Annotated in this window: 23 protein-coding genes; 9 read left to right on the top strand and 14 right to left on the bottom strand. The window is 67.5% G+C overall.

Annotation, left to right across the window (positions count from 1 at the left end; translation table 11 throughout):
- The first annotated feature begins 10 nt into the window (after positions 1–10).
- Together ACFFDA_RS02850 and ACFFDA_RS02845 are read left to right on the top strand one after the other, a co-directional pair.
- Positions 11–1345, top strand: a complete 1335-nt coding sequence (locus ACFFDA_RS02850; protein ID WP_404478087.1) for an MFS transporter — start codon at positions 11–13, stop codon at positions 1343–1345.
- A gap of 20 nt (positions 1346–1365) precedes the next feature.
- Complete coding sequence (locus tag ACFFDA_RS02845; RefSeq protein WP_404478086.1) at positions 1366–2046, top strand: hypothetical protein; 681 nt, start codon at positions 1366–1368, stop codon at positions 2044–2046.
- A 54-nt stretch (positions 2047–2100) separates the two neighbouring features.
- Here ACFFDA_RS02845 and ACFFDA_RS02840 read toward each other — a convergent pair whose 3' ends face one another.
- The 6 genes from ACFFDA_RS02840 to ACFFDA_RS02815 form a co-directional block, all read right to left on the bottom strand.
- Positions 2101–3267 carry an acyl-CoA dehydrogenase family protein gene (locus ACFFDA_RS02840; protein WP_404478085.1) on the bottom strand — a complete coding sequence of 389 codons (1167 nt, stop codon included), beginning with the start codon at positions 3265–3267 and terminating at the stop codon, positions 2101–2103.
- Between the two features lie 19 nt (positions 3268–3286).
- The gene (locus ACFFDA_RS02835; protein ID WP_404478084.1) at positions 3287–4123 is read right to left on the bottom strand and encodes an acyl-CoA dehydrogenase; all 837 of its coding nucleotides are present in this window, start codon (positions 4121–4123) and stop codon (positions 3287–3289) included.
- A gap of 64 nt (positions 4124–4187) precedes the next feature.
- Positions 4188–5345, bottom strand: a complete 1158-nt coding sequence (locus tag ACFFDA_RS02830; RefSeq protein ID WP_404478083.1) for a serine hydrolase domain-containing protein — start codon at positions 5343–5345, stop codon at positions 4188–4190.
- The gene (locus ACFFDA_RS02825; RefSeq protein WP_404478082.1) at positions 5342–6532 is read right to left on the bottom strand and encodes a serine hydrolase domain-containing protein; all 1191 of its coding nucleotides are present in this window, start codon (positions 6530–6532) and stop codon (positions 5342–5344) included. The genes ACFFDA_RS02830 and ACFFDA_RS02825 overlap by 4 nt, the downstream gene beginning before the upstream one ends.
- A complete protein-coding gene (locus ACFFDA_RS02820; protein WP_404478081.1) occupies positions 6529–7566 on the bottom strand; it encodes an alpha/beta hydrolase fold domain-containing protein in 1038 nt (345 codons plus the stop codon). Before ACFFDA_RS02820 ends, ACFFDA_RS02825 begins: the two co-directional genes overlap by 4 nt.
- 77 nt (positions 7567–7643) lie before the next feature.
- Positions 7644–9863 (bottom strand): TonB-dependent receptor, encoded by a 2220-nt coding sequence (locus ACFFDA_RS02815; RefSeq protein ID WP_404478079.1) that lies wholly within the window; start codon positions 9861–9863, stop codon positions 7644–7646.
- 237 nt (positions 9864–10100) lie between these two features.
- Here ACFFDA_RS02815 and ACFFDA_RS02810 point away from each other — a divergent pair, with 237 nt between their 5' ends.
- Positions 10101–12098 (top strand): pyrroloquinoline quinone-dependent dehydrogenase, encoded by a 1998-nt coding sequence (locus tag ACFFDA_RS02810; RefSeq protein ID WP_404478078.1) that lies wholly within the window; start codon positions 10101–10103, stop codon positions 12096–12098.
- 387 nt (positions 12099–12485) lie between these two features.
- Here ACFFDA_RS02810 and ACFFDA_RS02805 read toward each other — a convergent pair whose 3' ends face one another.
- The 6 genes from ACFFDA_RS02805 to ACFFDA_RS02780 all read right to left on the bottom strand — a co-directional run bounded on the left by ACFFDA_RS02805 (position 12486) and on the right by ACFFDA_RS02780 (position 19224).
- Positions 12486–13103 carry an Isoquinoline 1-oxidoreductase subunit gene (locus tag ACFFDA_RS02805; protein WP_404478077.1) on the bottom strand — a complete coding sequence of 206 codons (618 nt, stop codon included), beginning with the start codon at positions 13101–13103 and terminating at the stop codon, positions 12486–12488.
- Positions 13103–13588 (bottom strand): (2Fe-2S)-binding protein, encoded by a 486-nt coding sequence (locus ACFFDA_RS02800; RefSeq protein WP_404478076.1) that lies wholly within the window; start codon positions 13586–13588, stop codon positions 13103–13105. The genes ACFFDA_RS02805 and ACFFDA_RS02800 overlap by 1 nt, the downstream gene beginning before the upstream one ends.
- Complete coding sequence (locus tag ACFFDA_RS02795) at positions 13585–15738, bottom strand: molybdopterin cofactor-binding domain-containing protein (RefSeq protein ID WP_404478075.1); 2154 nt, start codon at positions 15736–15738, stop codon at positions 13585–13587. Before ACFFDA_RS02795 ends, ACFFDA_RS02800 begins: the two co-directional genes overlap by 4 nt.
- A gap of 391 nt (positions 15739–16129) precedes the next feature.
- Positions 16130–17263 (bottom strand): FAD-dependent monooxygenase, encoded by a 1134-nt coding sequence (locus tag ACFFDA_RS02790; protein ID WP_404478074.1) that lies wholly within the window; start codon positions 17261–17263, stop codon positions 16130–16132.
- A complete protein-coding gene (locus ACFFDA_RS02785) occupies positions 17260–18282 on the bottom strand; it encodes a fumarylacetoacetate hydrolase family protein (RefSeq protein ID WP_404478073.1) in 1023 nt (340 codons plus the stop codon). Before ACFFDA_RS02785 ends, ACFFDA_RS02790 begins: the two co-directional genes overlap by 4 nt.
- A 9-nt stretch (positions 18283–18291) precedes the next feature.
- Positions 18292–19224 (bottom strand): VOC family protein, encoded by a 933-nt coding sequence (locus tag ACFFDA_RS02780; RefSeq protein WP_404478072.1) that lies wholly within the window; start codon positions 19222–19224, stop codon positions 18292–18294.
- A gap of 102 nt (positions 19225–19326) precedes the next feature.
- Here ACFFDA_RS02780 and ACFFDA_RS02775 point away from each other — a divergent pair, with 102 nt between their 5' ends.
- The 3 genes from ACFFDA_RS02775 (at position 19327) to ACFFDA_RS02765 (ending at position 21485) form a co-directional block, all read left to right on the top strand.
- Positions 19327–19980, top strand: coding sequence for a TetR/AcrR family transcriptional regulator (locus ACFFDA_RS02775; protein WP_404478071.1), 654 nt, complete (start codon positions 19327–19329; stop codon positions 19978–19980).
- A 66-nt stretch (positions 19981–20046) separates the two neighbouring features.
- On the top strand, positions 20047–21081 hold the full coding sequence (locus ACFFDA_RS02770) for a Rieske 2Fe-2S domain-containing protein (protein WP_404478070.1): 1035 nt from the start codon (positions 20047–20049) through the stop codon (positions 21079–21081).
- Between the two features lie 41 nt (positions 21082–21122).
- On the top strand, positions 21123–21485 hold the full coding sequence (locus ACFFDA_RS02765) for a hypothetical protein (RefSeq protein WP_404478069.1): 363 nt from the start codon (positions 21123–21125) through the stop codon (positions 21483–21485).
- A 9-nt stretch (positions 21486–21494) separates the two neighbouring features.
- Here the strand turns inward: ACFFDA_RS02765 and ACFFDA_RS02760 are convergent, their stop codons facing one another.
- The gene (locus ACFFDA_RS02760; protein WP_404478068.1) at positions 21495–22682 is read right to left on the bottom strand and encodes a cytochrome P450; all 1188 of its coding nucleotides are present in this window, start codon (positions 22680–22682) and stop codon (positions 21495–21497) included.
- 197 nt (positions 22683–22879) lie between these two features.
- On the opposite strand from ACFFDA_RS02760, the gene ACFFDA_RS02755 reads away from it, so the two are divergent.
- Both ACFFDA_RS02755 and ACFFDA_RS02750 read left to right on the top strand, forming a co-directional pair.
- On the top strand, positions 22880–23857 hold the full coding sequence (locus ACFFDA_RS02755; RefSeq protein WP_404478067.1) for an amidohydrolase family protein: 978 nt from the start codon (positions 22880–22882) through the stop codon (positions 23855–23857).
- Positions 23858–23871: 14 nt separating this feature from the next.
- Positions 23872–24270: a nuclear transport factor 2 family protein gene (locus tag ACFFDA_RS02750; protein ID WP_404478066.1), complete on the top strand. Its 399-nt coding sequence runs from the start codon at positions 23872–23874 to the stop codon at positions 24268–24270.
- 115 nt (positions 24271–24385) lie between these two features.
- Here the strand turns inward: ACFFDA_RS02750 and ACFFDA_RS02745 are convergent, their stop codons facing one another.
- Positions 24386–25402 (bottom strand): Rieske 2Fe-2S domain-containing protein, encoded by a 1017-nt coding sequence (locus ACFFDA_RS02745; protein WP_404478065.1) that lies wholly within the window; start codon positions 25400–25402, stop codon positions 24386–24388.
- Between the two features lie 53 nt (positions 25403–25455).
- On the opposite strand from ACFFDA_RS02745, the gene ACFFDA_RS02740 reads away from it, so the two are divergent.
- Complete coding sequence (locus tag ACFFDA_RS02740; protein ID WP_404478064.1) at positions 25456–26085, top strand: TetR/AcrR family transcriptional regulator; 630 nt, start codon at positions 25456–25458, stop codon at positions 26083–26085.
- Positions 26086–26090 lie beyond the last annotated feature (5 nt).

Raw genomic sequence — 26090 nt, 5'->3', positions numbered from 1 at the left:
GGACCCGCGCATGACCCAGAGCCCCGCCGAGACATCGACCGATCCGGAAGCCGGCTATCCCGGTGCGCTCTACGCCTGGTGCGCGGTGGCGCTGCTGACGCTGGCCTATGCGCTCTCGCTGCTCGACCGCTGGGTGCTGACGCTGCTGGTGGCGCCGATCAAGGCGGCACTGAACATCTCGGACACCGCCGTCGGCTTGCTGATGGGGCCGATCTTCGCAGCGGTCTACGTGTTGTCGGGCCTGCCGTTCGGGTGGGCGGTGGACCGGCTCAACCGCCGCAACCTGGTGAGCGGGGCGATCGGCTTCTGGTCGATCATGACGGTGGCTTCGGGCTTCACGCGCAGCTTCTTCCAGCTGGCCGTCTGCCGCTTCGGCATCGGTTTCGGCGAGGCGGCGCTGAGCCCCGCGGCGACCTCGCTGATCGCGGACATGTTCCCGCGCCGCAAGGTCAACTCGGCGGTCGGCGTGTTCAACCTCGGCATCTACACCGGCATGGGGCTGTCCTACCTGATCGGCGGGGGGCTGCTCGCCTGGGCAACCATCAACCATGCGACGTTCCTGGGCGGCGGTCTCGCGCCGTGGCAGATCGTCTTCATCCTCGTCGGCGTCCCCGGCTTCCTGGTGTCTCTGGCGCTGCTGGCGGTGATCCGCGAGCCGGCGCGGCGCGATGCGGGCAAGAAGTCCGGCGGTTCGATGAGGGAGTGCTTCGCCCACGTCGGCCGGCACCGCTCGGCGCTGGCACCCCTTGCAGTGGGCATGGGGACGGTGGCGCTGTTCGGCTACGCCTTCACCTGGCTGCCGACCCTGTTCACCCGTGTCTGGGCCTGGCCGCCCGAGCGGTTTTCCCTGTACTACGGCGTGATCCTGCTGGTGCTGGGCCCGCTCGGCACCGTGATCGGCGGCCTCATCGCCAGCCGTCTTTACGACCGGGGCCACAAGGACGCGCCGTTCCGGGTGCTGGCGGTGAGCCTGCCCGCGCTGGTGATCGTCGGCGGCACCGCGCCGCTATGGCCCAACCCCTACATGGCGATCGGAGCGCTGGCGGTCTCGGCCTTCTTCAGCTCGATGTCGACCTCTACCGGCGTCGCCTCGGTGGTCTTCGCCACGCCCTCGCAGTACCGTGGCCGGGTGCTGGCGCTCTACACGATGACCAATTCGATGATCGGGACGCTGATCGGCCCGACCGGCGTCGGCCTGCTGAACGACACCGTGTTCGGCGACGGCGCGGGTATCCGCTGGTCGCTCGCCAGCATCCTGCTCGTCGTCGGCGGCGCACTGACGCGGTTCCTGCTGACCGGCCGCAAGGGCTATGCCCGCGCCGTGATCGAACTCGAAGCCGCCTGAATCCCAGAAGGAGCCATCCCATGTCCCGCGACTTTTCCGGCCTGATCCGCTACGCCTCCGACGCCGAGGGCGACATCGGCCGGGAGATATTCTCGGTGAGCGTCCACGAGGACGGCACCCGCACCCTGCGCTGCCAGTGCTGGATGGACCAGCTCGATCTGGTGCGCGACGTGACCTACACCGTCAACGCGCGCTTCGAGGCGGTCGACGCCTTCGTGCGCGTCGTCGCCAGGGGCAGCTTCGTGGGCAGCGGCTTCTTCCGCTTCACCGATTCTTTCGCCGAGGCCGAGGTGATTTCCGCCGCCGAGGGCCGCGTCAGCCAGCGCATCCAGACGCCGGGCCGCGTACGCCTGTTCGGCTCGCACCCGATCAGCGTCGACATCTGGAAGTGCGCCCATACGCCCGCCGAGCGCCCGGGCGAGAAGCAGCCGCTGACCAACTGCTTCTCCTCCTCGCTGGCGCCGGGCGGCGCCTCTGGCCCGATGCTCACCACCAAGAGCTACGACATCGAGTTCGAAGGCCGCGAGACCGTGGAGGGTCCTGCGGGCAGCTTCGATGCGCTGCGCTACAACTGGGACACCTACACGGGTCGCACCCTGGTCATGCACACCGCGGGCGAGGACTGGCTGCCACTCAGCGTGCGGGTGCCGGAAGTCGGCCGCTATTACGAACTGGTCGAACTGAACGGCGACTGGAAATAAGCCGATGCCCCGATCCTTCCCTGGGCGGGAGGATCGGGGCCCTGCCGGGAGCGCTCAGAACGAGCGCGGCATGCCCAGCACGTGCTCGCCCGTGTAGGAGAGGATCAGGTTCGTGCTGATCGGCGCGACCTGGTAGAGGCGCGTCTCGCGGAACTTGCGCTCGATGTCGTATTCGTTGGCGAAGCCGAAGCCGCCGAAGGTCTGCATGCAGGCGTTGGCCGCCTCCCAACTGGCCTTGGCGGCAAGGTACTTGGCCATGTTCGCCTCCGCGCCGCAGGGCTGGTGGGCGTCGAACAGCTCGCAAGCCCGAAACCGCATGAGGTCGGCGGCGCGGACTTCGATGTAGGCTTCGCTGATCGGGAACTGCACGCCCTGGTTCCGGCCGATCGGGCGGCCGAAGACTTCGCGCGTCCCGGCATACTGCGCCGCGCGGTCGACGAACCAGTAGCCGTCGCCGATGCATTCGGCCGCGATGAGGGTGCGTTCCGCGTTGAGCCCGTCGAGGATGTACTTGAAACCCTTGCCTTCTTCGCCGATCCGGCTTTCCTCGGGAATTTCCAAGTCAGTGAAGAACAACTCGTTGGTCTCGTGGTTGACCATGTTGGGGATGGGGCGCACGTCCATACCGCCGCGCATCGCCTGCTTGACGTCGACGAGGAAGATCGAGAGCCCGTCGCTGCGCCTGGCTACCTGGTCGAGCGGAGTGGTGCGGGCGAGCAGGATCATCAGGTCGGTGTGCAGCACGCGGCTGATCCAAACCTTCTGGCCGTTGACGACGTAGCGGCCGTCCTTCTTCACGGCGGTCGTCTTGAGCTGGGTGGTGTCGGTGCCGGTGGTCGGCTCGGTCACCGCCATCGACTGCAGGCGCAATTCGCCGCTGGCGATGCGGGGCAGGTAGAGCGCCTTCTGCTCGGCCGAGCCGTGGCGCAGCAGCGTGTTCATGTTGTACATCTGGCCGTGGCAGGCCCCGGCATTGCCGCCGCAGCGGTTGATTTCCTCCATGATGACAGAGGCTTCGGCGAGGCCGAGACCCGAACCGCCGAACTCCTCGGGGATCAGCGCCGCCAGCCAGCCGTTGTTCGCCAGCGCATCGACGAAGGCATCGGGATAGCCGCGCTCCTCGTCGATCTTGCGGAAATATTCGTCGGGGAAGTCGGCGCAGAGCGCGCGGATGGCATCGCGGATCGGGGTATAGGTATCGTCGGGAAGATCGGCGGGCATTCGGATGTCCTTGGTATAATCAGTCGAACTGTGCGGTAGCGCTCATGCAGAGCGCGCCCTGGCCGTTGGTGGCCTGCATCCGGGCGGTGCCATCCGCGCCCGGAGGCGCCGCGCCCAGCGTGATGGCGTCGGTATCGAACAGCGGCCTGGCGCCCCGGAAGGCGAAGCTGCGGGGCGTCTTGCCGGCGCGCGCGACGAGATGGTCGAGGAGCAGCGTGGCGGTCAGCGGACCGTGGACCACGAGGGCGGAGTAGCCCTCCTCCGCCAGCGCGTAGGGGCGGTCGTAGTGGATGCGGTGAGAATTGCCGGTCAGCGCGGAGTAGCGGAACAGCAGCACCGGGTCGGCGGCGAAGGGCGTCGACCACGGCAGGTCGCAAACCCGCTCGGCAGCGGCTGCGGGCGCCGCGCCGGCCGTGGCCTCGCGGTAGACGATGTCCTGGTGTTCGGTGAGGACCGGGCCGTCCTCGCCGGACACCTCGTGGCGGACGGTGACGAAGACGAGGTCGCCGCTGCGGCCGGACTTGGTGGTGACGGACTCGATGGTGGATAGCTGCACCATCGGCAGGTCGAGCGGGATCGCGCGCTTCCAGGCCACGCGGCTGCCCGCCCACATCCGGCGCGGCAAGGTGACGGGGGGCAGGAAGTCGCCCTTCATCGGATGCCCGTCGATCCCGGTGCGGCTGCGCACCATCTCCGGGCGGAAGCAGAGCCAGTGGCCGAGCAGCAGCGCGCCCGCGCAGGGATCGAGCGGGCGGGAGTCGATGGCGCCCAGCAGGCGCTCGGCCGTGCCGCTCGCCAGGGTGTCGCGCAGGGTGCGGGTGTTTCCGATCCAGTCTTCGTAGGCGTTGGATGTCATGCCTCCTCCCTTGCCGTGCGGCCGCCTCCCCGCGACTGGCGATGCGGATTTGTTCGTAGTCCGGTCAGCCCCCGGTTTCGTCCAGGACGCGCAGGACGGCATTGGGAAGCCGGGAATCGACCCAGTCCGCCGCGAAATCGCCGATCCGCACGATCACGAGATCGCGCGAGGCCGAAATATAGACCCGCTGGCCCACGGCGCCATCGAAGATCAGCATGTCGTCCGCCGCGAAGGGCTCGCCGATGGGGAGCGGCGGGGCGGCGCCGCTGCCGTAGCTACGGGTCGGAGCGTAGGGCGATCCCCGCCAGATCTGCAATCCGTAGTTGGGATTGGTTGGCGACGGCGCGGTCATCGCTGCCAGCCATGCCTTCGAGATCACCTGCCGGCCCCGGGCCGTCCCGCCGTCCTTGATGAGCCGGGCGACGCGTACCCAATCGCGCGGCCGGGCGAGCAGGCAGCAGAACGTGCGCGCCATGCCATGCGGGCGGTCGAGCCATTCGAAGGCGTCGCCCCCGCCCATCGGTTGCCACACCATGCGCGACAGCCATTTGGCATAACGCTGGCCGACCGCGCGCTGGAGGACGAGCATGGTCAGCGCGTTGTCGGTGTTGTTGTAGTCGAAGCGTGTGCCGGGTTCGCGGGCCAGCGGCGTGCTCAGCACCAGGTCCTCGAGCCGGGTGCCGAGCATCTGCGCCTCGCCGTCGCCGCCCTTGGTGGCTGCGCCGTACTTCACGAGGCCGGAGCGCATCTGCATCGCCTGACGCAGGGTGATCGCGCCGCGGGGATCGCCGCGCCACTCGGTTATCCAGCGCGAGACGGGAGCGTCGATGTCGATCAGTCCCCGGTCAACCGCCGCGCCGACCGCCAGCGCCAGCACCGGCTTGGGCATCGATGCGGGGGCGGAGAGCATGTCCGGCCCGAAGCCTTCGCCGTAGTGCTCCAACTGCAGCACGCCGCCGTGCCAGACGAGCAGCGCGGCCGTCCCGTGGTTGCCGATGGCCCGTTGCGCAGCGGCGAGCAGAGCGCCGGCGCGTCCGGTGGCGACGGGCATAGCCTCGCTTGGCCCGCCGCGCACGCGTTCCAGTGGGCGCAGGCCATCGACTTTCAGCGCATGATCGGGAGCGGCCCACCAGGCGCGGCGTTCCTCCAGCAGGCGGGCCTCGTCCACCGTAGCCGCGCAGCCGGCGAGGAGCGGCAGCAGCGCCGCGATCCAGAGCCTCACGAACCCAGCGCCTTCAGGTAGAGGTTGGGCACCCTGGCATCGTCCCAGTCCTCGGGGGCGGCGCCGAAGCGGACGATCACCAACCCGCGCGAGGGGATCACCCAGGTCTTGGTCTGGCCGACGCCCTCGAAGACCATGACGTCGCCCGCGAGGAAGGGTTCGGACTGCCTGATGACCGACTTGACCGGCGTGGGATAGGGATTGCGCGGGCTCGCGATGCGGCGTTCGGGCCGGTAGGGGCTTCCGAGCCAGACGCCGAGGCCGTAATTGGGCTGGTCCGGGCCGCCCTGGCGCATTTCCTCGACGAAACCCGGCGGAAGCAGGCGGGGCTGGCGCGATTCCGTGACGAGGAGTGCGCCGAGGCGCACCCAGTCGTCGGCGCGGCTCCACAGGCAGCAGTTGGCGTGGACGTTGCCGCCGGGGCGGTCGACGTAGACTTTCATCGGATGCAGGCCCAGCGGCGCGGAGAGCCAGCGCGAGGCCAGCGTCTCGTAAGGCGCCCCGCCGGCACGGGCGAGCGCGAGGCCGAGCACGTCGTACGTCCAGGCGGAGTAGTCGAACAACGCCCCCGGTGCGGCGATGGATTTCAGCGCCAGCGCGCGCGGGGCGTAGTCGCTGCCGATGATGATGCGCTGGAAGTCGCTGAAGGGCGATGCCTCCTGCCGATACCACTGCAGTCCGGCATGCATCGAGAGGAGGTCCCGCCAGCGGATTTTCGCCCGGGCATCGCCGCGCCATTCGGGCAAGGTCGCGGCGACCGGCGCGTCGAGGCCGGGGATCACGCCCTCGCGTATCGCGCGGCCCGCGGCCAGCGCCTCGAGCGACTTGGCCATGGCCCCGGCGGCGCGCGGGGTGGCGGCATCGCCGGTGACGTAGTGTTCGGAAACGAGGCAGCCCTCGTGCCAGACGAGGAACGCCTCGGTCTTGCGGACGGTGAGGTAGCGGGTGGCCGCAAGGTCGGCCTCGACGAGCGCCGGGCTCGGCGCGCAGCGCGGGATGGCGGGCGCGCCCGGTCCGGCGATCGTCGCGCGTTCAGGGGGAACGGCGTTGGCTCCAGCGGCGGGCGCGAGGCCCGTCATCGCCGGAACGCGGCCCGTCCAGCGCAGCCAGAAGCGGCCGTCGTCCGCCGCCATCGCGCCGACCGCGCAGAGCAGGACGAGCGCGGCGCCGATCAGGGATTTCCTCATCGGGCAGTGACCTTGCGGGTGAAGGCGAGCGATGCCGCGAGCGCCTGCTGGTGCGCCTTCAGCGTCGCCTCGTCGGTGGCGGCGCGAAAGCCGTGGTCGGCGCCGGGCACCATGACCAGCTCCGCCTCGATGCCGTTGGCCTTGAGCAGTTCGAGGAAATGGCGGCTCTGCGCAGGAGGCGCGGAGGCATCGGCATCGCCGTGGACCAGCAGCATCGGCGGGTCCTTCGCGTCGAGATAGTGCGCGGCGGAGGGGTTTTCCAGTTCCTCCTGCGTGCAGCCCTCGGGCTTGCAGGCGAAGTAGGGGTGCTGCCCGATCGGGAAGGGGCCGCCGATCGGCTGCGTGAAATCGAAGGCGCCATACCATGCGACCGCGCCCTGCACACAGTCGGAGACCGTAGCGGGCGGCGCGTCGAGCACCGCGCCCGGCTTCCAGCCGCCCTTGGGGTTGATGTCGGGCTCAAACTTGGCGACGCCGCAGGTGGTGGCGGCGATGGCCGAAAGCTGGCCTCCCGCCGAGCCGCCCCAGGTCACGAAGCGGTCGGGGTCGAGGCCGAATTCACCGGAATGGGCGCGCAGCCAGCGGATCGAGGTCTTCACGTCCTTGAGCGCGGCCGGGAAGGGGGCCTCGCTGGCGAAGCGGTATTCGACCGAGGCGACCGCGAAGCCCTGCGCGGCGATCTCGCCCAGCAGCTTTGGCAGGTCGGCGAAACCGGCCTCGGATCGGGGGTTGCCGAACAGCCAGCCGCCGCCGTGGATGAGCACGATGACGGGCAGCGGCTTCCCGCCACGCTTGGCGGGAAGATAGAGATCCATCGTCAGCGGGCGAAAGCCCAGCAGCGTGGCGTAGCGAAGACCGGGATAGGCCACCGCGTCCTTGCCGAGCGCGACGTGGGCCCGGTCGAGACTGTCGGGCGCGCGGCACTCGGCCTTGGTGCAGATTGCGAAGGCGGGCGTCGTGTCGGAGGCGGCGGCCGCCGGGGATGCGCAAAGGAGGAGCCCTCCGGCAAGGGTCGCAAGACGGGCGAGCATCATCGGAGGGCTCCTTCTTCCTAAAACCGGTCACGCGCCGCCGGCCCCCATGACCGGCGGCGCGCGTTGCTTGCGCTACGTCAGAACTTCAGGCCCACGGTCGCGGTGACGCGGCGGGGGTCCATCGGGTAGACGCGGTTGGCGAGTGCCAGCATGTAGGCGTGCTGGTTGGTGCAGTTGGTGCAGGCGAGGCTGCCGTACCACGAGCCCATGTCGTAGCGGACGCTGGCGTCGAGCATGTCCTGGGTCTTGGTGCGGACGGGGTTCAGGATCGAGATCTGGTAGGGCGACATGTGACGCCACAGGCCCGAGAAGGTCAGCGTGCTGTCCTTGCCCATGTCCATGACGTAGGTCGGACCCGCGGTGATCTGGAACTTGGGTGCCTGTGTCGGGATTTCCGAGTCCGAGAGCTGCGCCGAGGCCGGGACGTTCGGGAAGATGTACGTCTTCAGGTACTTGGCGTCGAGGTAGCTGCCGGTCGCGCTCAGCAGCAGGCCGCGAGTGACTTCGAAGCTGGTGTCGAATTCGATGCCCATGGTCCGCACGTCGGCGATGTTCTGGAGCAGGGTCGTCAGCGTGCTGCTGCTGTCGAGGAAGACCTGAACCGTGTTCTGGTAACCCTTCAGCTTCTGGTAGAAGCCGGTCAGGTTGACCTTGGCGCGCCCGTCGAGGAACTGCGAGCGCAGGCCCGCCTCGTAGGACCAGACCTTCTCGGGATCGACGGCGATGACCAGGCTCGGGTTGCTTACGCGGGCGTTCCAGCCGCCGGCCTTGAAGCCGTTGGTGGCCGAGACGAACACGTTCACGTCGCGCGAGAAGTCGTACTGCACCGCCACGCGCGGGGTGAAGCGGTTGGAGGTCAGCTTGGTGGGCTGGCCCCGCGCGATCACGTCCTCGGTGGAGATGGTGGGCGCGTTCACCTCGCTCATCGGGATGTAGGCGAGTTCCTTGACGTCGTGCGTGAAGCGTCCGCCGAGCGTCACGGTGATGCCGTCGACGGGCTTGATGTCCGCCTGGGCATAGGCCGCGTAGGAGTTGGTCGTCGTGTGGATCTTGATGTCCTGCGTGTACCGGATGGTCGAGCCGGTCGCGGAGGCGTTGGAGAGGCGGTTCTCGTCGACGAGGTTCAGGTAGTAGAGGCCGGTGACGTATTCGATCTTGCCGTCGAGAGCCGAGGCCGCCCACTTGATCTCGCCGCTATGCGAGTAGCCGTAGCCGTCCGAGAACAGGTTGGAGTTGCCGTAGGGCGCGTTGTCGACAGTGCCGATCGGGAAGCTGTAGGTCGCCCAGTACTGGCGGAAGCCGTAGAGCACCTGAAGGTCGCCGGTGTCGGTCTTGAAGTCCATCACCGAGCCGAGGCCCAGCGAACGCGCGACCGAGCAGGCGCCGCCCCGGCCGGCCGCCCATGCGGCCATCGGGTCGGAACCGCAATCGCCCACGGGCACGCCCTGGACGGTGTGGTAGTAGTTCGCGGGCGGCGGGCTGTAGATGTTCTTGGCCGGTTCGCCCGTGGGGGAAAGCGGGAAGCCGAGGCCGTCGCTGCGGGTGTAGCTGGCCGAAAGGTCCCAGGTCATCGTGTCGGTCGGCAGCAGGCGGATGTCCTCGCGCACGCCCCAGTTCTTCTCGCCGCCCAGCGTGTCGCCGTTGGCGTCGTTCTTGATGAAGCCGGGGTCGTTGACCCAGAAGCCGCTGGTCTTGGTCAGCACCGTGTCGCTGATCGGCGCGTTGATCGACGCCTTGACGCGGACCTTGTCGTAGCTGCCGTAGGAGGCTTCGGCATAGCCACCGAAGTCGGCGGTGGGCTTCTTGAGGATGACGTTGACCGCGCCGCCGCTGGTGTTGCGGCCGAACAGGGTGCCCTGCGGCCCGCGAAGGACTTCGATGCGCTCGACGTCGAACAGGCCGATGTTGTTGGCGTTGGAGCGGGCGACGATCAGGTCGTTCTCGTAGATCGTGACTGGCGGATCGTTGGTCGTGGTGATGTCGAGCGTACCGATGCCGCGGATGAAGTAGGTCGCGGTCGCCTTGAACGAGGATTGCGTGATGTGGGTCGAGGGCACGAAGTTGGCGACGTCGAAGATGTCGTCCATGCCGAGGCGCTCGACATCGTCGCTGGAGAACGCGGTGATGGCCACCGGCACGTCCTGCAGGTTCTGTTCGCGGCGCTGCGCGGTGACGACGATGTCGCCCGGCCCGGAAGACGACGCTTGCGGCGCGTCCCGTGCCTCGTCGGCGAAAGCCGGCGCGGACAGCATGGCGCCGGCGCACGCTGTCAGCTTGAGAAGAGTCCTCAGTCTCATGGAAACCCCCTGAAATGTTCTTGGAAAGGAGGCGCAATGCTGAGGCGATTCTGCCAAATCGCGGGGTCGGTATGTAAAGTTGTTCGGCAGTCGATCATTCCGCCTCCAGCGCCCCGCAAGCACTGGAAACCGCGCAATATGACGTAGTGCAGCATGGCGAGGGGTCGGTTACGACTCCGTCCGCGGACGGCCTGCCAGCTCTTGAGATAGAGGCGAATTGTGAAGTTTCAGAGAAGCTTGCGTAGGCATCCCATCCTTTACACGCTGCTCGCCGCGTTCCTTGCGTTCGGCATCTGGACGCTGGCCACCGTGCCCGTGCCGCAGCCGCGCTTCGGTGATGCGGCGCGCGCGCTTTCGGGCGAGGGCGCGGTGATCGAGCGCAGCACCGGCCGCAGCGGCGACTGGTCCGGCACTGGCGGCGATCCGGGCGGCAGCCAGTGGTCGGCGCTCGACCAGATCACTCCGGCCAACGTGGGCAACCTCGAAGTCGCCTTCACTCACCACTCGGGCGACTTCAAGGACGGCGACACCTACTCCGGCACGCGCATGGAGTTCATCCCGCTCGTGGTCGGCCGCACGCTTTATTACTGCACCCCGTTCGACCGGGTGATCGCGGTGGACGCGGCCAACGGCACGCAGCGCTGGGCCTTCGATCCGTTCAAGGCTTCGGGCGGCAGACCGGCGCTGTTCAAGGGCGAGATGGCGCCCAAGCACTGCCGCGGCGTCGCCTACTGGCACGACCCGGAGGCGAAGGCCGGAGCCGTCTGCGCGGACCGCATCTACCGATCCTCCGGCGACCGCGCGATCGTCGCGCTCGATGCCGCCACCGGCCGGCCGTGCGAGGACTTCGGTGCGGGCAAGGGCCATCCCGGCTACGTCTCGCACACCGATTTCGACCCGCGCGGCGAGGGGCCGGTCCCGGCCAGTTCGCCCCCGATCATCATTAACGGCGTGGTCGTTGCCGCCACCGGCGCGCGCGACAACCTGCGCGACGCGGCCGACGGCATCACCCGCGGCTTCGACGCGCGTACCGGCGAGATGCTGTGGGAGTTCGATCCCATCCCCGCAGGCCACGAGCGCGATACCGGCGCGGCCAATATCTGGTCGCTGCTCTCGGGCGATCCGGGGCGCGGGCTCGTGTTCCTGGCTACCACCAGCCCTTCGCCGGACTATTATTCGGCGACGCGCAATTTCGACATTCCCTATTCGGACGCGGTCGTCGCGGTCGACGTGAAGACGGGCAAGGTGCGCTGGCACTACCAGACCGTCCACAACGACCTGTTCGACTACGACCTCCCGACCAACCCGATGCTCGTCACCATCCGCAAGGACGGGCGCCTTCGTGACGTGGTCATCCAGCCCACCAAGAGCGGCCTCGTCTTCGTGCTCGACCGCGATACCGGCAAGCCGGTCTTCCCGGTGCGCGAGACGCCGGTGCCCGCCTCCCGCGTTCCAGGAGAACATGCCTCGCCCACGCAGCCGATCCCGGTGCTGCCGGAGGCCTTCGCCAAGACCAGCGTGACGCGCGGCGAGATGTTCGGGCTCACTCCGATCGACCGCGCCTGGTGCCGTGCCAAGTTCGATTCGCTGCGCTACGATGGGCCGTTCACGCCGCCCGACGCAAAGGGTGCGCTCACCGTGCCGAGTTCCATGGGCGGCACCAACTGGGGCGGCGCGACATATGATCCGGTCACCAACCTGCTCGTCGTCAAGACCGACAACCTCGCCTCCACCATGGCGATCCGTGAGAAGCCCAAGGGCTTCAAGAACGGCGACTTCATGACCCGTGAGCTGCCGAACTCCAACCTCATCGCCAGCGGTGAGTTCTTCCTCTCGCCGCTCGGCATTCCGTGCATGCCGCCGCCGTGGGGTACGCTGACGGCGCTCGACATGAGCAGTGGCAGGATCGTCTGGCAGGTGCCGCTCGGCCAGTCGCACCGCTTCGGCATGACGGTGCCCGCGTTCCTCAACTGGGGCTCGCCCACCGTTGGCGGCCCGACCTCGACCAAAGGCGGACTGGTGTTCGTCGGCGCCACGCTGGATTCCAAGTTCCACGCCTTCGACATCCGCACCGGCAGGCAGGTCTGGAACGTCGACCTCCCCGCGCCGGGCATGTCGGTTCCCGCCAGCTACGAGGTCGATGGCCAGCAGTACCTCGCCATCGCCGCAGGCGGCAACGCCTTCGCGGGCACCAAGCTGTCCGACGCGCTGGTGGTCTACAAGCTGCGCAAGTAGCGCCGGCACGGGTGCCGGTGACGGGTCGGTGCGGCCGATCCGTCACCGGCCGACGTCGTTTGCCTTAACCGCCGACGGCCGCGCCTATCTCGCAACGAGACGATGCTGATCCCGCCGGGCGGACTGCTTTCGTCTCCGCCCGGCCGGCCAGTCACAATCCGTTTTCCTACACCTTCCTCGGCGGCTTACTTTCGCGGGATGGAGCTACCGGCCAAACCCCGTTACTCGCGCGCGTCGACAGGCCGGGAGCGTGCGCGATGCGCACAAGGCGACGCTTTTTGGCGCAGGGCGACACATCCCCGGCCCCAAGGGACACCTTTCCCCTCCGGACCGTGTAAACCGTGTAAACCTGTCTCGCCTTGCGGGTGCGCGTCCGGGCCGGGCGCCTCAGTCCGGGCAGTATGCCCCGGCCTCGACCCACGCCTGCGTGAGATCGCCGAAGCGGGCCTGCGTGCCGGGAGCGGGTTTGCGGCCTTCGCCGGGGTTCCAGGCCCAGCCGACGAGGTGGTCGTCCCGGTTGTGCTCGACCAGCGCGGCCAGGCTCTTGCCGCCGTTGCGGGCGGGGTCCTTGATCTGCCGGCAGATTTGCCCGAGCGTCCTGCCCTGCCAGGCCATATCGCGCGGGGCGAGGTGCCAGTGCGGATCGCCGGGAATGCTTCCGCGCTCGCCGGCGAACGAGACGTTGGCGTCGCCATGGCAGGTCTGGCAGCGCATGGCCGTAACGCCGTGGCCGTCCAGTCCGCGTGTCACCGGCGGTCCGTGGAGCCGCATCGTGTCGCCCTGCGTCGGGCTGTCGGTGCGCGGGTGGCAGTTCATGCAGCGCGGATGCTGGATGACCTTGCCCATCTCGGCGAAAAGCGCGAGCGAGCGCATCTTCCCGTCGCGGATGTCCGCGAAGGCGGAGGGCGCGCGCAAGGTAACCGATCCGCCGTCCGCCACTTTGGCGACGACCGTAGCGGAAGCCAGCGCGAGACTGCTGGCGAGGGCGACATGGGCGATACGCATCAGCTTGCCTCCCGCAGGCGCGAGGCCGCCAGCTTGATCGCCTTGCGGATGCGCAGGTACGTCGCGCAGCGGCAGATGTTGCCAGCCATGGCGGCGTCGATGTCGGTGTCGGAAGGCTCGGCGACCTGCCCCACCAGTACGATCGCGGCCATGATCTGGCCCGACTGGCAGAACCCGCACTGCGGCACGTCGAGTTCGATCCAGGCGCGCTGGAGGGCCTTGGCGACCCGCCCGGCGGTGCCATCGACACCGGCGGCGCCCTCGATCGTCGTCACCAACTTGCCCGCGACCGTACCGATGGGCGTGACGCACGAGCGGCGCGTCCCCCCCTCGACATGGACGGTGCAGGCTCCGCACTGGGCGACGCCGCAGCCGTACTTGGTGCCGGTAAGGCCCAGTTCGTCGCGCAGCACCCACAGCAGCGGCGTGTCCGCCTCGGCCTCGGCCGTCACGGGCTTTCCGTTGAGCGTAAAAGCGGTGGTCATGCGCCGGCCTCCCGGATGGCGCGGGCGAAGGGCAAGCGCTCGATGACCTGTCCGGTCAGCACCCGCCACGCGCTGGCGACGGCAGGGGCCAGGGGAGGCACCGGCGGTTCGCCGATTCCGGTCGGGTTGGCCTCGCTGGTGATGATCGCCACTTCCACGTCGGGCATCTCGCCCATGCGCAGCGAGGGATAATCGTCGAAATTACGTTGCATCACCCGACCGCCTTCTCCCAGCACGATCTCGGCATGAAGCGCATGGCCGAGCGCGAAGCCGATGCCGCCCTCTACTTGCGCGCGGATGTTGTCGGGGTTGATCGGCAAGCCGCAATCGACCGCGCACCAGACCTTGTGGACGCGCGGCAACCCGTCCTCACCGCGCGACACCTCGGCGATCTGGGCGACGTGCGTGCCGAAGCTCTTGACGTAGGCGACCCCGAGCGCTCTGCCCGCAGGGCGGGGACGCTTCCAGTCGGCGATCTCGGCAACGCGACGGACTACGATGCCGGCACGCTCGTCCTCCAGCAGGGCGATGCGGCCGTCGATCAGGTCGAGCCCGGCGCTGGCGAGCAGCCGGTCGATCATCGTCTCGATGACGAAGCCGGTGTGGCTCGCGCCGACCGAGCGCCACCAGTTGACCGGGATGCGGCTCGCCATCTCGCTGACGCCCAGGCGGTGGGCTGCCATGCGGTAGCCGGTCTCGTTCGCGCCCTCGACCATCATCTGGTCGTAGCCGCGCTTCTTCGCGCCTGCCTCGAACGGCGTGCCGGCGACGATCGACTGGCCCGCCATCCGGTGGTCCCAGCCCAGGATCGTGCCGTTGGCGCCGATCGCGGCGCGGACCTTGTGGACCATCATCGGGCGGTAGAAGCCGCCGGTCAGGTCGTCCTCGCGCGTCCAGACGAACTTGACCGGCTGCGGTCCGCCCCATGCGGCGCAGACCTTGCCGGCTTCATGCCCGAACTCGCGACCGGGCGTAGCGCGGCGGCCGAAGCTGCCGCCGGCGTAGCACTGGTGGAGCAGCACCTTGTCCTCGGCGATGCCCAGTTCCTCGGCCATGGCGGCGGGTTCGAGCACCTGGAACTGGCTGCCCGCCCAGACGTCGAGGCGGTCACCAGTGACTTTCATCGTGGCGTTGAGCGTCTCCATCGGCGCATGGGCGAGATAGGGGAGCACGAAACTCGCCTCGACCACGCGCGATCCGGCGGACAGGTCGGCGGGGAAGGGGGCAGTCTCCACAACGGCATGGCCGGGGAGCGCGGCAAGGCGCATGGCTTCGGCCTCGAGTTGTTCCGAGGTTCGCGTCTCCGCGCCGGTGGTATCCCATTCCACGTCGAGCGCGCGGCGGCCCTTTAGCGCGGCCGCCATGCTGTCTGCATAGACCGCCACGCCATTGCCGGCCTGCGCGACCTTGCGCACGCCGGGCACCGCCAGCGCGGCCGCGCCCTCGAAGTGTGCCACCCTGGCGCCGAATGCGGGCGGGTGCGCCATCACCGCGTGGACGAGACCCTCGTGGCGCATGTCCATCGCAAAAATGGCCGAACCGTCCGACTTGGGCGCGGAGTCCGGGCGTGGGGCGACTTTGCCGATGAGCCGGAACTGCGCTGGCGCCTTGAGCGCCACGTCCTCGGGCACAGGCAAAAGTGCTGCTGCCGCGGCAAGGTCGCCGTAAGCCGCCTCATGCCGGCCTGCGCGCAGCGTGCCGCGATCGGTGGTGACCGCGGACACCGGCACGCTCCAGCGCCGGGCGGCGGCCGTTACGAGCAGCAACCGCGCCGTCGCGCCGGCCTTGCGCATCTGCATCCATGCGCTCGCCATCGTGGTAGAGCCGCCGACCGCCATCGTACCCATGCGCTGGTTGGCGTAGCGCGTATTGTCGTTGGGTGCGAATTCGAGCCGGACCTTGGCCCAGTCCGCATCGAGTTCCTCAGCCACCAGCGTGGCGAGCCCGGTCGCCGCGCCTTGTCCGAACTCCACCGCCTTTATGATGACCGTCACGACACCATCTGTGCCAATCCGCACGAAGGCGTTGGGCTCCAATGCCTGGGCATCGGCCGACGATGATGCGCGCAGGCGGGCGGGCAGGGGCAACACCGTCGCGACGACTAGGGCTCCGGCGCCCGCCATGACCCTGCGCCTGTCTGCTTGTACCATCAATGGCCTTCCTGGACTGGGGCTGGAACCTCTCCATAGTCTATGGGCTTGATCCGGTCCTTCGAGTCCAGCGTTATTACGAAACTTCGTTCTACGAATATGTCCGCGGGAATGACCGTTCCGACGTGCGCGGTCGCCTTTTGCAGGAGCAAGGACGTTTTCGCCAAAAGCTTCCCGCACCCGGGATACCTCAGGCGACCGGGCCAGCCATTCGTAGCGTTTCGCCGTGTTGCCCCGAACATAGGCATGAGCGGGATGCGCCATCTTGAGCGTGCGGATGGCATCGAGAACTTTCCGCCGCTCGGCGGCGATGTCGGCACACCGTCGCGCCGTTAACGCCGGCCTGTTTATCAGTGTCGTGCCGGGCCGACCGGCCGGTCGGTCGGCGCCCTCAATAAGGCTGCATCAGCGCGCCCACCGCCTGCATCCGCATCATGCCTCCCTCGGCGGGGTGCGCGCCGCGCTCCTGCAGTTTGAGCAGTGCGACACTGGTTTCCACGACCATGCGGGTACGTTCGTAACGCCGTTCCGCAAAGGCGGTCAGGCCCGCCTCCACATCGGCGTTGTTCGCCAGCTCCTGCGCCAGCACCACCCCGTCCTCGATCGCCATCGATCCACCCGACGACAGGTTGGCGGTGGTGGAATGGGCGGCGTCGCCGATGACGACGATGCGGCCGCGATGCCAGGGCTTGCCTACCATCAGCCATTCGAACGGGCGGGCGATGATGTGCGGCCCGTCCGCCAGCCGCGTGCGGATGCCGCGCACCAGCGGCGCCGTATAGCGGTCGAGCACCCGCCCCAATATCTCGGTCGCCTCGCCCTGCGACAGGCGGCGATTGTCCATCTTCTCGCCCGCCGCCAGATAGACGAGGTTGCCCGGCAGGCGAGTGGTCGCGACCATGTCGCCATCGGGCTGCATGAAGAAGCCCGGCTGCCCCTCCGGCCCGTCCTCCAGCACGACGCGAAAGCTCATCCAGCCGGTATAGTCCGGGCGGATGTCGGGGATGATCGCCTCGCGCACGGCCGATCGCGTGCCGTCCGCGCCGATCACCAGATCGAACGTCTCGTCCGCGCCCTCGCGGAAGCTCGCCGCGACATGGTCGCCCTGGTCAGCCAGCGCCGTGAAGGTCGTGCCGGTCCGGATTTCCGCCCCCGCCGCGCGGGCGGCATCGCTCAGGATGCGCGCCAGTTCGGGGCGGTATATCGCGACGAGCGCAGGCAGGCCATCGTCCGGGCGGCCGGGCGGCGCGGGGATCGGCAGCGGCTCGCCCGCCGCGTTCATCATCCCGGCGAAGAGCGACCCGCCACCACCCGGCACCGTGCCCGCCGCCACGCAGGCGTCGAGCACGCCCAACTCGGCCAACGCGTCGACCGCGCGGTTGGTGATGGCGATCGAGGCGCCATCGGCCTGGCCATGCAGGTCGATGACGGTGACCTTTGCCCCTGCCTCGCCTAGCGCGATCGCGGCAGAGAGACCGGCGAGACCGCCGCCAACGATCAGGACTTTCCGGACGGCAAGGGTCATGTGGCGGGGAACTTTCCATAAGTGGGGGAGCGGCCCTGCGCATCCTCGGCGATAACCGCATTGCGTTGCCGCCCGAGGAACCTGATCTCGCTTTCGATCACGTCGCCGGCGTTCAGGAAATGACCGTGCATCGCGCCATTGCCCGGCGGCGATCCGGTAATCAGCATGTCGCCGGGGATAAGATTGATGCGTTCCGACGCGTAGGACAACAGCTGTTCGACCGAAAAGATCATGTCGCTGATCGGCCAGTCCTGCTTCACCGCGCCGTTGATCTTCAGCAGGATGCGGACCTCGTCCAGCTTCACGAACTGCTTGGGCACGATGAAGGGGCCGGTCGGCTTGAAATTGGGCTGGTGCTTGCTGACCCAGTCGTAGCCCCAGTTGACGTCGGTGCGCCGAAATTCGCTCACCGTGCCCAGATCGTTGCACATCACATAGCCCGCGACCAGGGCGTTGGTCTCGTCGGGCCGCAGATGGCGACCGCCCCTGGCGATCACCGCGCCGAACTCCAGTTCCCAGTCGTGGCTGTCCCCCACCAGCGGGAGCGGGATGGTGGCGTTCGCGCCCGCCAACGCGGAATGCAGGCTGGTCCAGAAGAAGGGCATCCCCTCCCGTGCGCGCCGGTCGACCTCGACCAGGTTGCGCGCGAAGAAGGCGGCGTCATCCTCGCCCGGCTGGCGATTATGCTGGTTGAAGCGGTTATGCGTCATCATCTCCGCCACATGGACGCGATAATTGGCGCCGGCGCACAGCATGTTGGGATGGGCGAGCGGCGGCAGCGGTTCGACCGTGTCCAGCCGCAGCCCCGTTTCGCCGCCCTTCGCCGCGATCTCGACCAGCAGGTCGAGCGTACGATCCCAGTCGTCGAGCATCGCGTGGGTATCGTGCCAGCGGTCGGACAGGTCGAACAGCGTCCCGTCGGGCTGGACCAGCCCTGGAAATCTGCGCCCCCCAGCGGCATAGGTGCCAAAGCCGAAACTGCCGAGCGCCAGCCCGGTCGCGTCATGAAATTCGGTCATGCAAATCCTTCAGGCAAAATAGCGATCAGGCGGGTCGGAGCGCCACACATCCATCTGGACAGTGGAAATGTCGTGGACGTGGGTCGGCTCGCGGGCATTGAGCAGGTCGGTGTCGCTGAATGTCTCGAACCGGTGGCCGTTTGGATCGCGCCAGACGTCGAACACATGGCTGCCATGTGGATGCCGTCCCACGCCCCATATCAGTTCATGGCCCTGCGCCTCCAGATAGCGGTGGGCGACGAACTGGGCTTCATAGTCCTGCACCTCGAAGCTGGCATGATGCAGGTCCGGGACCTCCCGCTGCATCAGCGCCAGCATATGATGGTCGACCCAATCCTCGCCCCGATTCAGCCGGTAGAAGCCGACGATCTTCGCCTGCGGCAAGTCTGGCGCATGATAGACGTCGCTGCCGATCATGCCGAGCCTCGCCTCATACCACGCGGCGGTCTCCCTGAAGCTGGTGACGAACAATCCCAGATGACCGAGCCTGTAGGTATGCGGCGGTCCTAGTGGTCGACGATGCTGGTTGCCGCCAATGCGGGTCTGGGCGCCGGGTACGTTATGGGCAAGGTCCGGATCGCGGCCGGCCGCATGGGACCGGGCGATGCCGGTGACCAGGTCGACGCGGAACCCATTGGGATCGGTCAGCGATACCGCCTTGCCGCCGCCGGGGGTGTGCAGGTCCCGGATCGGCGTCGCGCCATGGCGTTCCACCGCATGGCGCAGGTCCGCCTCGCTCTCCGCTTCCACCGCGAAACCAATGAAGCCCGGCGCATCGGCCCGCTGCGCGACATAGGCGAAGGCATCGCCCCCGCCGGTCCGCATGACCAGCCGGTCGGCGCTCCTCTCGACGGTCAGCAGGCCGAAATCGTGCGCGAACGCCTCGGTCGCGTCGAGATCGGCGGACCGCACCGTCAGATGATGCATCCCCAGCAGCGCCATGCATTCCCTCCCCGAAAGTGCCCAATTGACTCGGCCCCGATGCTTCACACAATATGAGCAAATACTCCGTTTGGTTTACTCGTGTTTGGGGAGGGGCGCGGAATGCAGGTGGTCCAGCGCAAACGGCCGGTGCAGAAACGCTCGGCAGCGACGGTGGAATTCGTGCTGGATGCCGCTGCTCGCATTCTGGAGTCGGAGGGGCTGGCCGGCTTCAACACCAATGCCGTGGCGGCGCGGGCCGGCGTCAGCATCGGATCGCTCTACCAATATTTTCCGGGGAAGGAGGCGATTACCGCCGCGCTGGTTGCCCGCGAGCATCAGCGGATCGCGGAGGGGCTGCGCGCCATGTTGCGCGAAACCGACGGCATGTCGGTTGGCTACGCCATCAGCGCGCTGATGCACATGGTGATCGACTTCCAAAGCCATGCGCCCAAGCTGCATCGCGTGCTGGAGCTGGAGGAGGAGCGGCTGCCGCGCACCGCCGAACTGGACGCGCTGGAGCGGGAAATCGAGACGCTGAACCGCGACTTCTTCCGCCGCTATGTCGATCCCGCCCGGTGCAGCGAGGCGCAGCTCGACAATGCGGCGCGCGACACCATCTGCATCGTGCGCTCTATGCTCGATTCCGCCGCGATGCACGGCCTGCTGGACGCGCCGGACCTGCATGCCCGGCTGTACCGGACGATCGAGGGCTATCTTGCTCCCCTTCTGCCTCAGGTCGAAATGCGAGCCGTCGCGGCCGACGTCGCCGCCTGAGGCCCGCCCTCGCGTGCCTCCCCAATATGAGTAGGGGTGACGAGCAAATCCTCATATTCTGTGCGCATGACGGACGGATTTCTCCATAATGCCTGGTATATGGCCGCCTGGTCGAGCGAGGTCGATCGTACGCCCATGGCGCGCACGCTGCTGGGCATGCCGGTGCTGCTCTACCGCAGCGAGGCCGGCGATCCGATGGCGATGGACGATATCTGTCCGCATCGCTTCGCACCGTTGTCGAAGGGGAAGCTGGTCGGCGACGCGATCGAGTGTCCCTATCATGGCCTGCGCTTCGCACGCGACGGGCGCTGCATCCACAGCCCCGCGCCGCCCGCGCCCGGCGCCTTGCGAACCCGCGTCTATCCGGTGGCGGAAAAGGACCAGATCATCTGGTATTGGCCCGGCGACCCGGATCGCGCGGCCGATGTCCCGCCGCCCGACCATCCCGAATTGCGCCCCGACCCTGCGTTCGCAATTGCAGCGGGAGGGCATTTGCGGGTCGAGAGCGACTATCGGCTGGTGGCCGACAATCTGCTCGACCTCAGCCATGCCGAATTTCTCCATCCTTTCCTCGGCAATCCCGGCTCCATCTCCCGCACGACATTCAGTGCGCGCGAGGAGGACGGCCATATCGTCGCCACGTCCGACATTCGCGACGAGCCGGTGACGGGTCTCATCCGCATGATGTGGGAGGGGGATGTGCCCGAGCGTATCGACATGCTGATCGACCTGCACTGGCGCGCGCCCGCCGACATGGTGCTGGACCTGCGTGTAACGGAATATGGCGGTGCGGGCGACCGTGCCTTCATCTCCCGCCAGCCGCACATCGTGACGCCGGAAGCCGCCGGAAGCTGCCATTATTTCTTCGGCAACAGCCGCAACATGAAGATCGGCATAGAGGCGCTGACCGCAGGCGTGGCGACATCGATGAAGGCGGTGTTCGAGCTTGAGGATGTGCCGATGATCGAGGCGCAGCATCGCTATCGCGCCATAGCGCAGGCGCGCGGCATGACGATGGGCATGCTGCGGCTGGACGAGGCGGTGGTTCGCGCGAACCGCCACCTCGACGGGCTGATCGCGGCCGAAGCCGCCGGGCACTGACCTCTTTCGCGGGTTGCGCCGCCACAACGCAAGGAACCGCGATGAGCAAGCCGATCCTCTATCTGAAAAACAGCTGCCCCTTCTGCCTGAAGCTGCGCATCTTCCTGAGCGAAGCGGGTCTGGCCGAAGGCTTTGCGTTCGAGACGTTCGACGATGGCGACGATCGGCACAAGGCGCTGCGTGGGCGGTTCGAGGCGGACGGGCGCGAGCCCAGCTTCCCGGCGCTGGAAGCGGGCAATAGCCTGGAAACCGGAACGGACGACCTGATCGCGCGCTTCGCGGGCGACGCGGGGGTGGATGCGAGCCGGTTGCCGTTGCTGGCCTATTATAGCGAAGGACTGTTCAAGCGCGTGGGCGAGTTGTTCCTCGAAAATCGGGCGTTGAAGGCGAAGCTCGCGGAATAGATCGTACCTTTACGCTGGAACGACCTCGACCGGCAGACTGTCGATGGCATGCAGCGTGTTGTTGAGGCGGCGCCTTGGCTCTCCCGCCGGGCGGATCGCCGCGACACGGCGCGTCATTGCCTCCAGCAGCAGTTCGCCCTCCAGCCGCGCCACCATCTGGCCCAGGCACTGGTGGATGCCATAGCCGAAGGCGACATGGCCGCTGGTCCCGCGGTCGATGGCGAAGCGGTCGGGATTATCCCAGCGGCGCGGATCGCGGTTGGCGGCGGCGAGGAACAGCAGGACCTTCGCTCCCGCCGGTATCGTCGTGCCGGCGACCTCCACGTCGCGCGTCGTGGTGCGGAAGAAGGTCTGTACGGTCGAATCCCAGCGGAGGCTTTCTTCGAACGCCCTTTTCGCGAGCGACGGGTCGGCGCGCAGCCTGTCCCACTCGGCGGGATGGCGGATGAAGGCCAGGATCATATGGGCGATGCCGTTGATCGTGGTGTCGACGCCGGCCGACAGGAACGAGCGGACGAGCCGCTCCGCTTCTTCCGGCGTGCACTCGCCCTGGTCAACCGCCTCGTAGACGGCGGCGCCCCATCCGCCCGGCCGAAGGTTTTCGCGGCGGCAGGCCATGGCGACCCACGCCATCGCATCCGCGGCGGCGGCATTGCCGCGATCAAACACCCGATTGCGCGGGCCGAAACCGTTGAACACGGCGGCGGCATAGGGGAGCAGATTTTCGCGGCCCTCGACCGGCAACCCGATCGTGTCGGGAAACACCGCCATCGGATAGGCCTCGCCCAGGTCCGCGACCGCGTCGAACCAGCGGCGATCGACCAGCCTGTCCACCAGTTCCCCGGCGCGGGCCGCCCAGACCGGGCGCAAGGCCTTGATCGCGGCCATCGACACGATCTTGTTCATGATGCCGCGCATGCGATCATGCAGCGGCGGATCGGCCTCCAGCAGCAGCGAAGGCGGGCGCCAGGGCGCCTCCCGCGCAAAGTCGGACAGGCCTACGCCACGGCCCGAGCAGAAGCTGGCATGATCCCTGAGCGCGGCGGCAACCTCGGCATGCCGCGCCATCGCATAGGTCTGGATCGGTTCGAGCCATACGACCGCCCCGGCATCGCGCAGCGCGTCGTGATGCGCATAGGGGTCAGCCAGAAACTGGTCGTCGAACGGATCGATATCCAGTCGTGGCGCTTCCTTCACTGGCAGACCTCCCCCTCTGCAGGCCGACTCCAGCGGCGTTAATTCCTTACATAAGGAAATAATCGCGCCGCAGCTACCGCCATCGTCGCGTCCGGCAGGCGGGCGGCATAAACTGGCCCCATGACCCCATAGCCCTTTGCAATTTGGGAATCAGCCGCCGCGCGTCTCTAGGATGGAGCATCAAGCAGGAGAGCCAGATGCGGATCGACGTCCACGCCCATTACTATCCCCAGGCCTATACCAAGCTGCTGGCCGGCATGGGCTTGCGCCAGGCCGAGCATGCCGGCCAGTCGAGTGACCTGTCGGGCCGACTGAAGGCGATGGATGACACCCATACCGATTGCCAGATATTGTCGTCCGCGGCGCTGGACACGCAGGTGCCCGACCGGGACAATGCGGTGATCGCCGCGCGGGTGGTGAACGATCTCTACGCCGAAACCGGCGTGCAGACCGGGGGCCGGATGAAGGCGTTCGGCTGGGTGCCGCTACCCTGGGTGGACGAGGCGATCGCCGAAATGCAGCGATGCCTCGACGAACTGGGGTTCGCCGGCATCTGTTTCCCGACGCTGTTCCAGGACCGGCCGCTCGACGACAAGGCTTTCGAACCGTTCTGGGCGGAGATGAACCGGCGCAAGGCCAAGGCCTATATCCATCCTGTCGGTGCCCATTCCATGTGCCATCACGGCATGCGCGAATATGGCCTGCACACCGCGATCGGATCGATGGCGCAGATCCAGATGGCGGCGCAGCGAATAGTCTACTCGGGCCTGTCGCACCGCTATCCCGACATCGAATTCATCTTCGCCGTCTGCGGCGGTTACTTGCCCTATACCTGGGAACGTATCCGCCGCAATCTGGAGCGCGGGCTGACGATGAGCGCCAAGGCGGCGGTCGGCATGAATTTCTTTTCCTGGATCAAGGATACGCCGATCACGGCGGACGACCCGATGCGGCCCTTCCGCAAATTCTGGTACGACACGTCGGTGCAGGATCTGCCCGAGGCGATGCTGCTGGTGCAAAAAAGCTATGGCACGGACCGGCTGCTCCTGGGGTCGGACGAGATATTCGCGAGCCTGGTCGAGATCGTCGACTATATCGAGACCAACGCCTATCTGAGCGCGGCTGAGAAGAGGATGATCCTCGACGAGAACGCCCAGTCGCTCTTCCGCTTCTGATGGGGGGACAGGACATGGCCATGATGGCGAGCGTGGAGGTCGCGGAATTCGCCGACATGCTGGCGGCCCTGACCGCCGCCTGGCGGGCGGGGGACCGGGTGGGGGTCAGGGCTTTCATGGCGGATGATCCCCATGTCGCGATGGGCGGGCCGGGCAGCGCGCTGCCGGGAGCGATTGGCCCGGCAGCGGTGGCGGCGATGATCGACATGCTGGTCAATCCACTGCCCGAGGGTGCGGGGGTCTTCCCCGGCGCGGTCAAGGGCTATGCGATCGGTGATCTCGGCTGGCTCAATTGCGACGCGCAGCTCCGCCTGCCGGGACAGGCGCCGCGTGGCTGGTTCATCACCATGGTGGTCAAGCGCGAAGACGGCCAGTGGCGCTTTCTGAATTTCGGCGCATTCGCCGGCGCATAGGCTTTGCCGATGTTGCGCACGGCGGGACGGGCGACGAGGCCGGAGCCGGGAGCATCGCACATGACAGGCCAGCCGTCCGTTTTCGGCTATGACCGCCCGCCTGCGGGGCGGGGTATTATTCCGCCGCTATCGCCTCTTGCGACCCTTCCTCCCGTCGCAGCTTCATGAGGCGCCGTCGGGCGCGCACCGCGCCGGCGTCGACGTTCAGGATTACCGGCTTCCTGCTCCAGAAATCCGTGTCGCCCATCGACCGCTGCACCGCCTCCAGCATCGGCTGGTCCTCTTCCCTGAAGGCGCGGCCCACGCCGTCCTCGCCCTGCATTGCGGAGAAGCCGTAGAAATAATGTGAGCGGGTCTGCGTTTCCGGGGTGATGATATGGGGGCCGCGCATCGGCGGCATCGGCGCCTGTGTGGGATCGACGCCGGCGGGGCACAGGCCGATCTCCAGCATCATCGACGCGGGCGCGGTCCAGCGCATGTGCAGCCAGTGATCGGTTTTCATTTCCGGCGGCAGGAAGGTCGCCCAGCCCGGCCGGGTGTCGGCCATCCACCAGTTGGACCAGAGCGTGTCACCTTCCTCCCTGACGCTATGTTCCCCCCGAAAGATCACCCCGCCGCCGCCGAATGTGCCGGTATGGACGAACTCGATATGGGAAAGGTCCATGAGATTGTCGGTGAGCAGCTCGTAATTGGCATCGAAGACGAGATGGCCGGGGCTTTGCGGCATAGGCGCATCGGGCGCCATGCAGGAGAAGTCGGCGATGGCGCCGGGATCGGCCCGCGCCGGATCGCCGGGCCACATCCACAAGATCGTGTCTTTGGCGTGCATGACGAAGGTCTCGACGGTGCAGCCCGGCGGGATCAGGTCGGAAAAGGGATTACGTATGCAGGTCCCACTCTCGTCGAAGGCCAGGCCATGATAGCCGCACACCACCGCGTCGCCCTCCCGCTTGCCCATGGAGAGCGGCGCGAAGCGATGGGGGCAGCGATCGACCATGCCGACGAAGCCGCCATCCTGCCTGCGGTAGAACAGCATCGGCTTGTCCAAGATGGTGCGGGTCAGGAAACCGTCCTGTGGCACTTCGGCTTCCCAGCCGACCATATACCATGCGTTCTTGACATAAGCGCTCATGACGCGACTCTCTCCCTATGGCTATAAAAGAACCACATGGTACTGATACTATATTGAACGCGGCGGGCAAGATCGTTTACAGCCGCGATCCGGCCGTGGTGGTCGAGCGCATCCTGGATGCGGCGGAAGCCGAATTCATGGCTGCGGGCTTTGCGGGCGCGAGCACAAACCGCATCCTCGATCGTTTCGGCGGGTCGAAGGCGACCCTGTTCCGTCATTTTCCGACCAAGGCGGAGATGTTCCTGGCAGTCATCCGGCGCATTGGCGAGCGGATGATAGCAGAGGTCGACTGGGCGGCGCTGGAGACCGACGATCCGCGCGCCTGGCTGGCTGCCTTCGCGCGGATGGCGTTGAAAGGCATATTGCGCGACGATGCGTTGTTCGTGGGCCGCATGGTGGTGGCGCAGGGGCGCAACTTCCCGATGATCCGCGAGACGTTCATGGCAGTGGCGGTAACGCCGATGTTGGCGATGCTGGCCGGCCGCTTCCGGGACTGGACCGATCAGGGCCTGCTGGCCTGTGTTGACGCGGAGGCGGACGCCGTGACCTTTTTCGATATGGCGCTGGGGGGATGGATCAACCGGGCGCTGTTCGGGCTGGAGCAGCCCGTGGACGACGCCTTTCTCGATCGGCATTCGGCCCGTGCGGCGGCGCTGTTCCTTGACGGCAGGCGGACGCGATAGCCCTT

The sequence above is a fragment of the Novosphingobium sp. BL-52-GroH genome, assembly GCF_044813085.1.
Classification (GTDB): Bacteria; Pseudomonadota; Alphaproteobacteria; order Sphingomonadales; family Sphingomonadaceae; genus Novosphingobium.
Note: the sequence above shows the minus strand (reverse complement) of the source record. Positions and strands in the feature narration are given on the sequence as shown.

What these genes read in the sequence shown, in the direction of transcription:
- ACFFDA_RS02850 (WP_404478087.1), top strand. Translation starts at nt 11, where the DNA reads ATGACCCAGAGCCCCGCCGAGACATCGACCGATCCGGAAGCCGGCTAT.
- ACFFDA_RS02845 (WP_404478086.1), top strand. Translation starts at nt 1,366, where the DNA reads ATGTCCCGCGACTTTTCCGGCCTGATCCGCTACGCCTCCGACGCCGAG.
- ACFFDA_RS02840 (WP_404478085.1), bottom strand. Translation starts at nt 3,267, where the DNA reads ATGCCCGCCGATCTTCCCGACGATACCTATACCCCGATCCGCGATGCC.
- ACFFDA_RS02835 (WP_404478084.1), bottom strand. Translation starts at nt 4,123, where the DNA reads ATGACATCCAACGCCTACGAAGACTGGATCGGAAACACCCGCACCCTG.
- ACFFDA_RS02825 (WP_404478082.1), bottom strand. Translation starts at nt 6,532, where the DNA reads ATGAGGAAATCCCTGATCGGCGCCGCGCTCGTCCTGCTCTGCGCGGTC.
- ACFFDA_RS02820 (WP_404478081.1), bottom strand. Translation starts at nt 7,566, where the DNA reads ATGATGCTCGCCCGTCTTGCGACCCTTGCCGGAGGGCTCCTCCTTTGC.
- ACFFDA_RS02815 (WP_404478079.1), bottom strand. Translation starts at nt 9,863, where the DNA reads ATGAGACTGAGGACTCTTCTCAAGCTGACAGCGTGCGCCGGCGCCATG.
- ACFFDA_RS02805 (WP_404478077.1), bottom strand. Translation starts at nt 13,103, where the DNA reads ATGCGTATCGCCCATGTCGCCCTCGCCAGCAGTCTCGCGCTGGCTTCC.
- ACFFDA_RS02800 (WP_404478076.1), bottom strand. Translation starts at nt 13,588, where the DNA reads ATGACCACCGCTTTTACGCTCAACGGAAAGCCCGTGACGGCCGAGGCC.
- ACFFDA_RS02795 (WP_404478075.1), bottom strand. Translation starts at nt 15,738, where the DNA reads ATGGTACAAGCAGACAGGCGCAGGGTCATGGCGGGCGCCGGAGCCCTA.
- ACFFDA_RS02790 (WP_404478074.1), bottom strand. Translation starts at nt 17,263, where the DNA reads ATGACCCTTGCCGTCCGGAAAGTCCTGATCGTTGGCGGCGGTCTCGCC.
- ACFFDA_RS02785 (WP_404478073.1), bottom strand. Translation starts at nt 18,282, where the DNA reads ATGACCGAATTTCATGACGCGACCGGGCTGGCGCTCGGCAGTTTCGGC.
- ACFFDA_RS02780 (WP_404478072.1), bottom strand. Translation starts at nt 19,224, where the DNA reads ATGGCGCTGCTGGGGATGCATCATCTGACGGTGCGGTCCGCCGATCTC.
- ACFFDA_RS02775 (WP_404478071.1), top strand. Translation starts at nt 19,327, where the DNA reads ATGCAGGTGGTCCAGCGCAAACGGCCGGTGCAGAAACGCTCGGCAGCG.
- ACFFDA_RS02770 (WP_404478070.1), top strand. Translation starts at nt 20,047, where the DNA reads ATGACGGACGGATTTCTCCATAATGCCTGGTATATGGCCGCCTGGTCG.
- ACFFDA_RS02765 (WP_404478069.1), top strand. Translation starts at nt 21,123, where the DNA reads ATGAGCAAGCCGATCCTCTATCTGAAAAACAGCTGCCCCTTCTGCCTG.
- ACFFDA_RS02755 (WP_404478067.1), top strand. Translation starts at nt 22,880, where the DNA reads ATGCGGATCGACGTCCACGCCCATTACTATCCCCAGGCCTATACCAAG.
- ACFFDA_RS02750 (WP_404478066.1), top strand. Translation starts at nt 23,872, where the DNA reads ATGGCCATGATGGCGAGCGTGGAGGTCGCGGAATTCGCCGACATGCTG.
- ACFFDA_RS02745 (WP_404478065.1), bottom strand. Translation starts at nt 25,402, where the DNA reads ATGAGCGCTTATGTCAAGAACGCATGGTATATGGTCGGCTGGGAAGCC.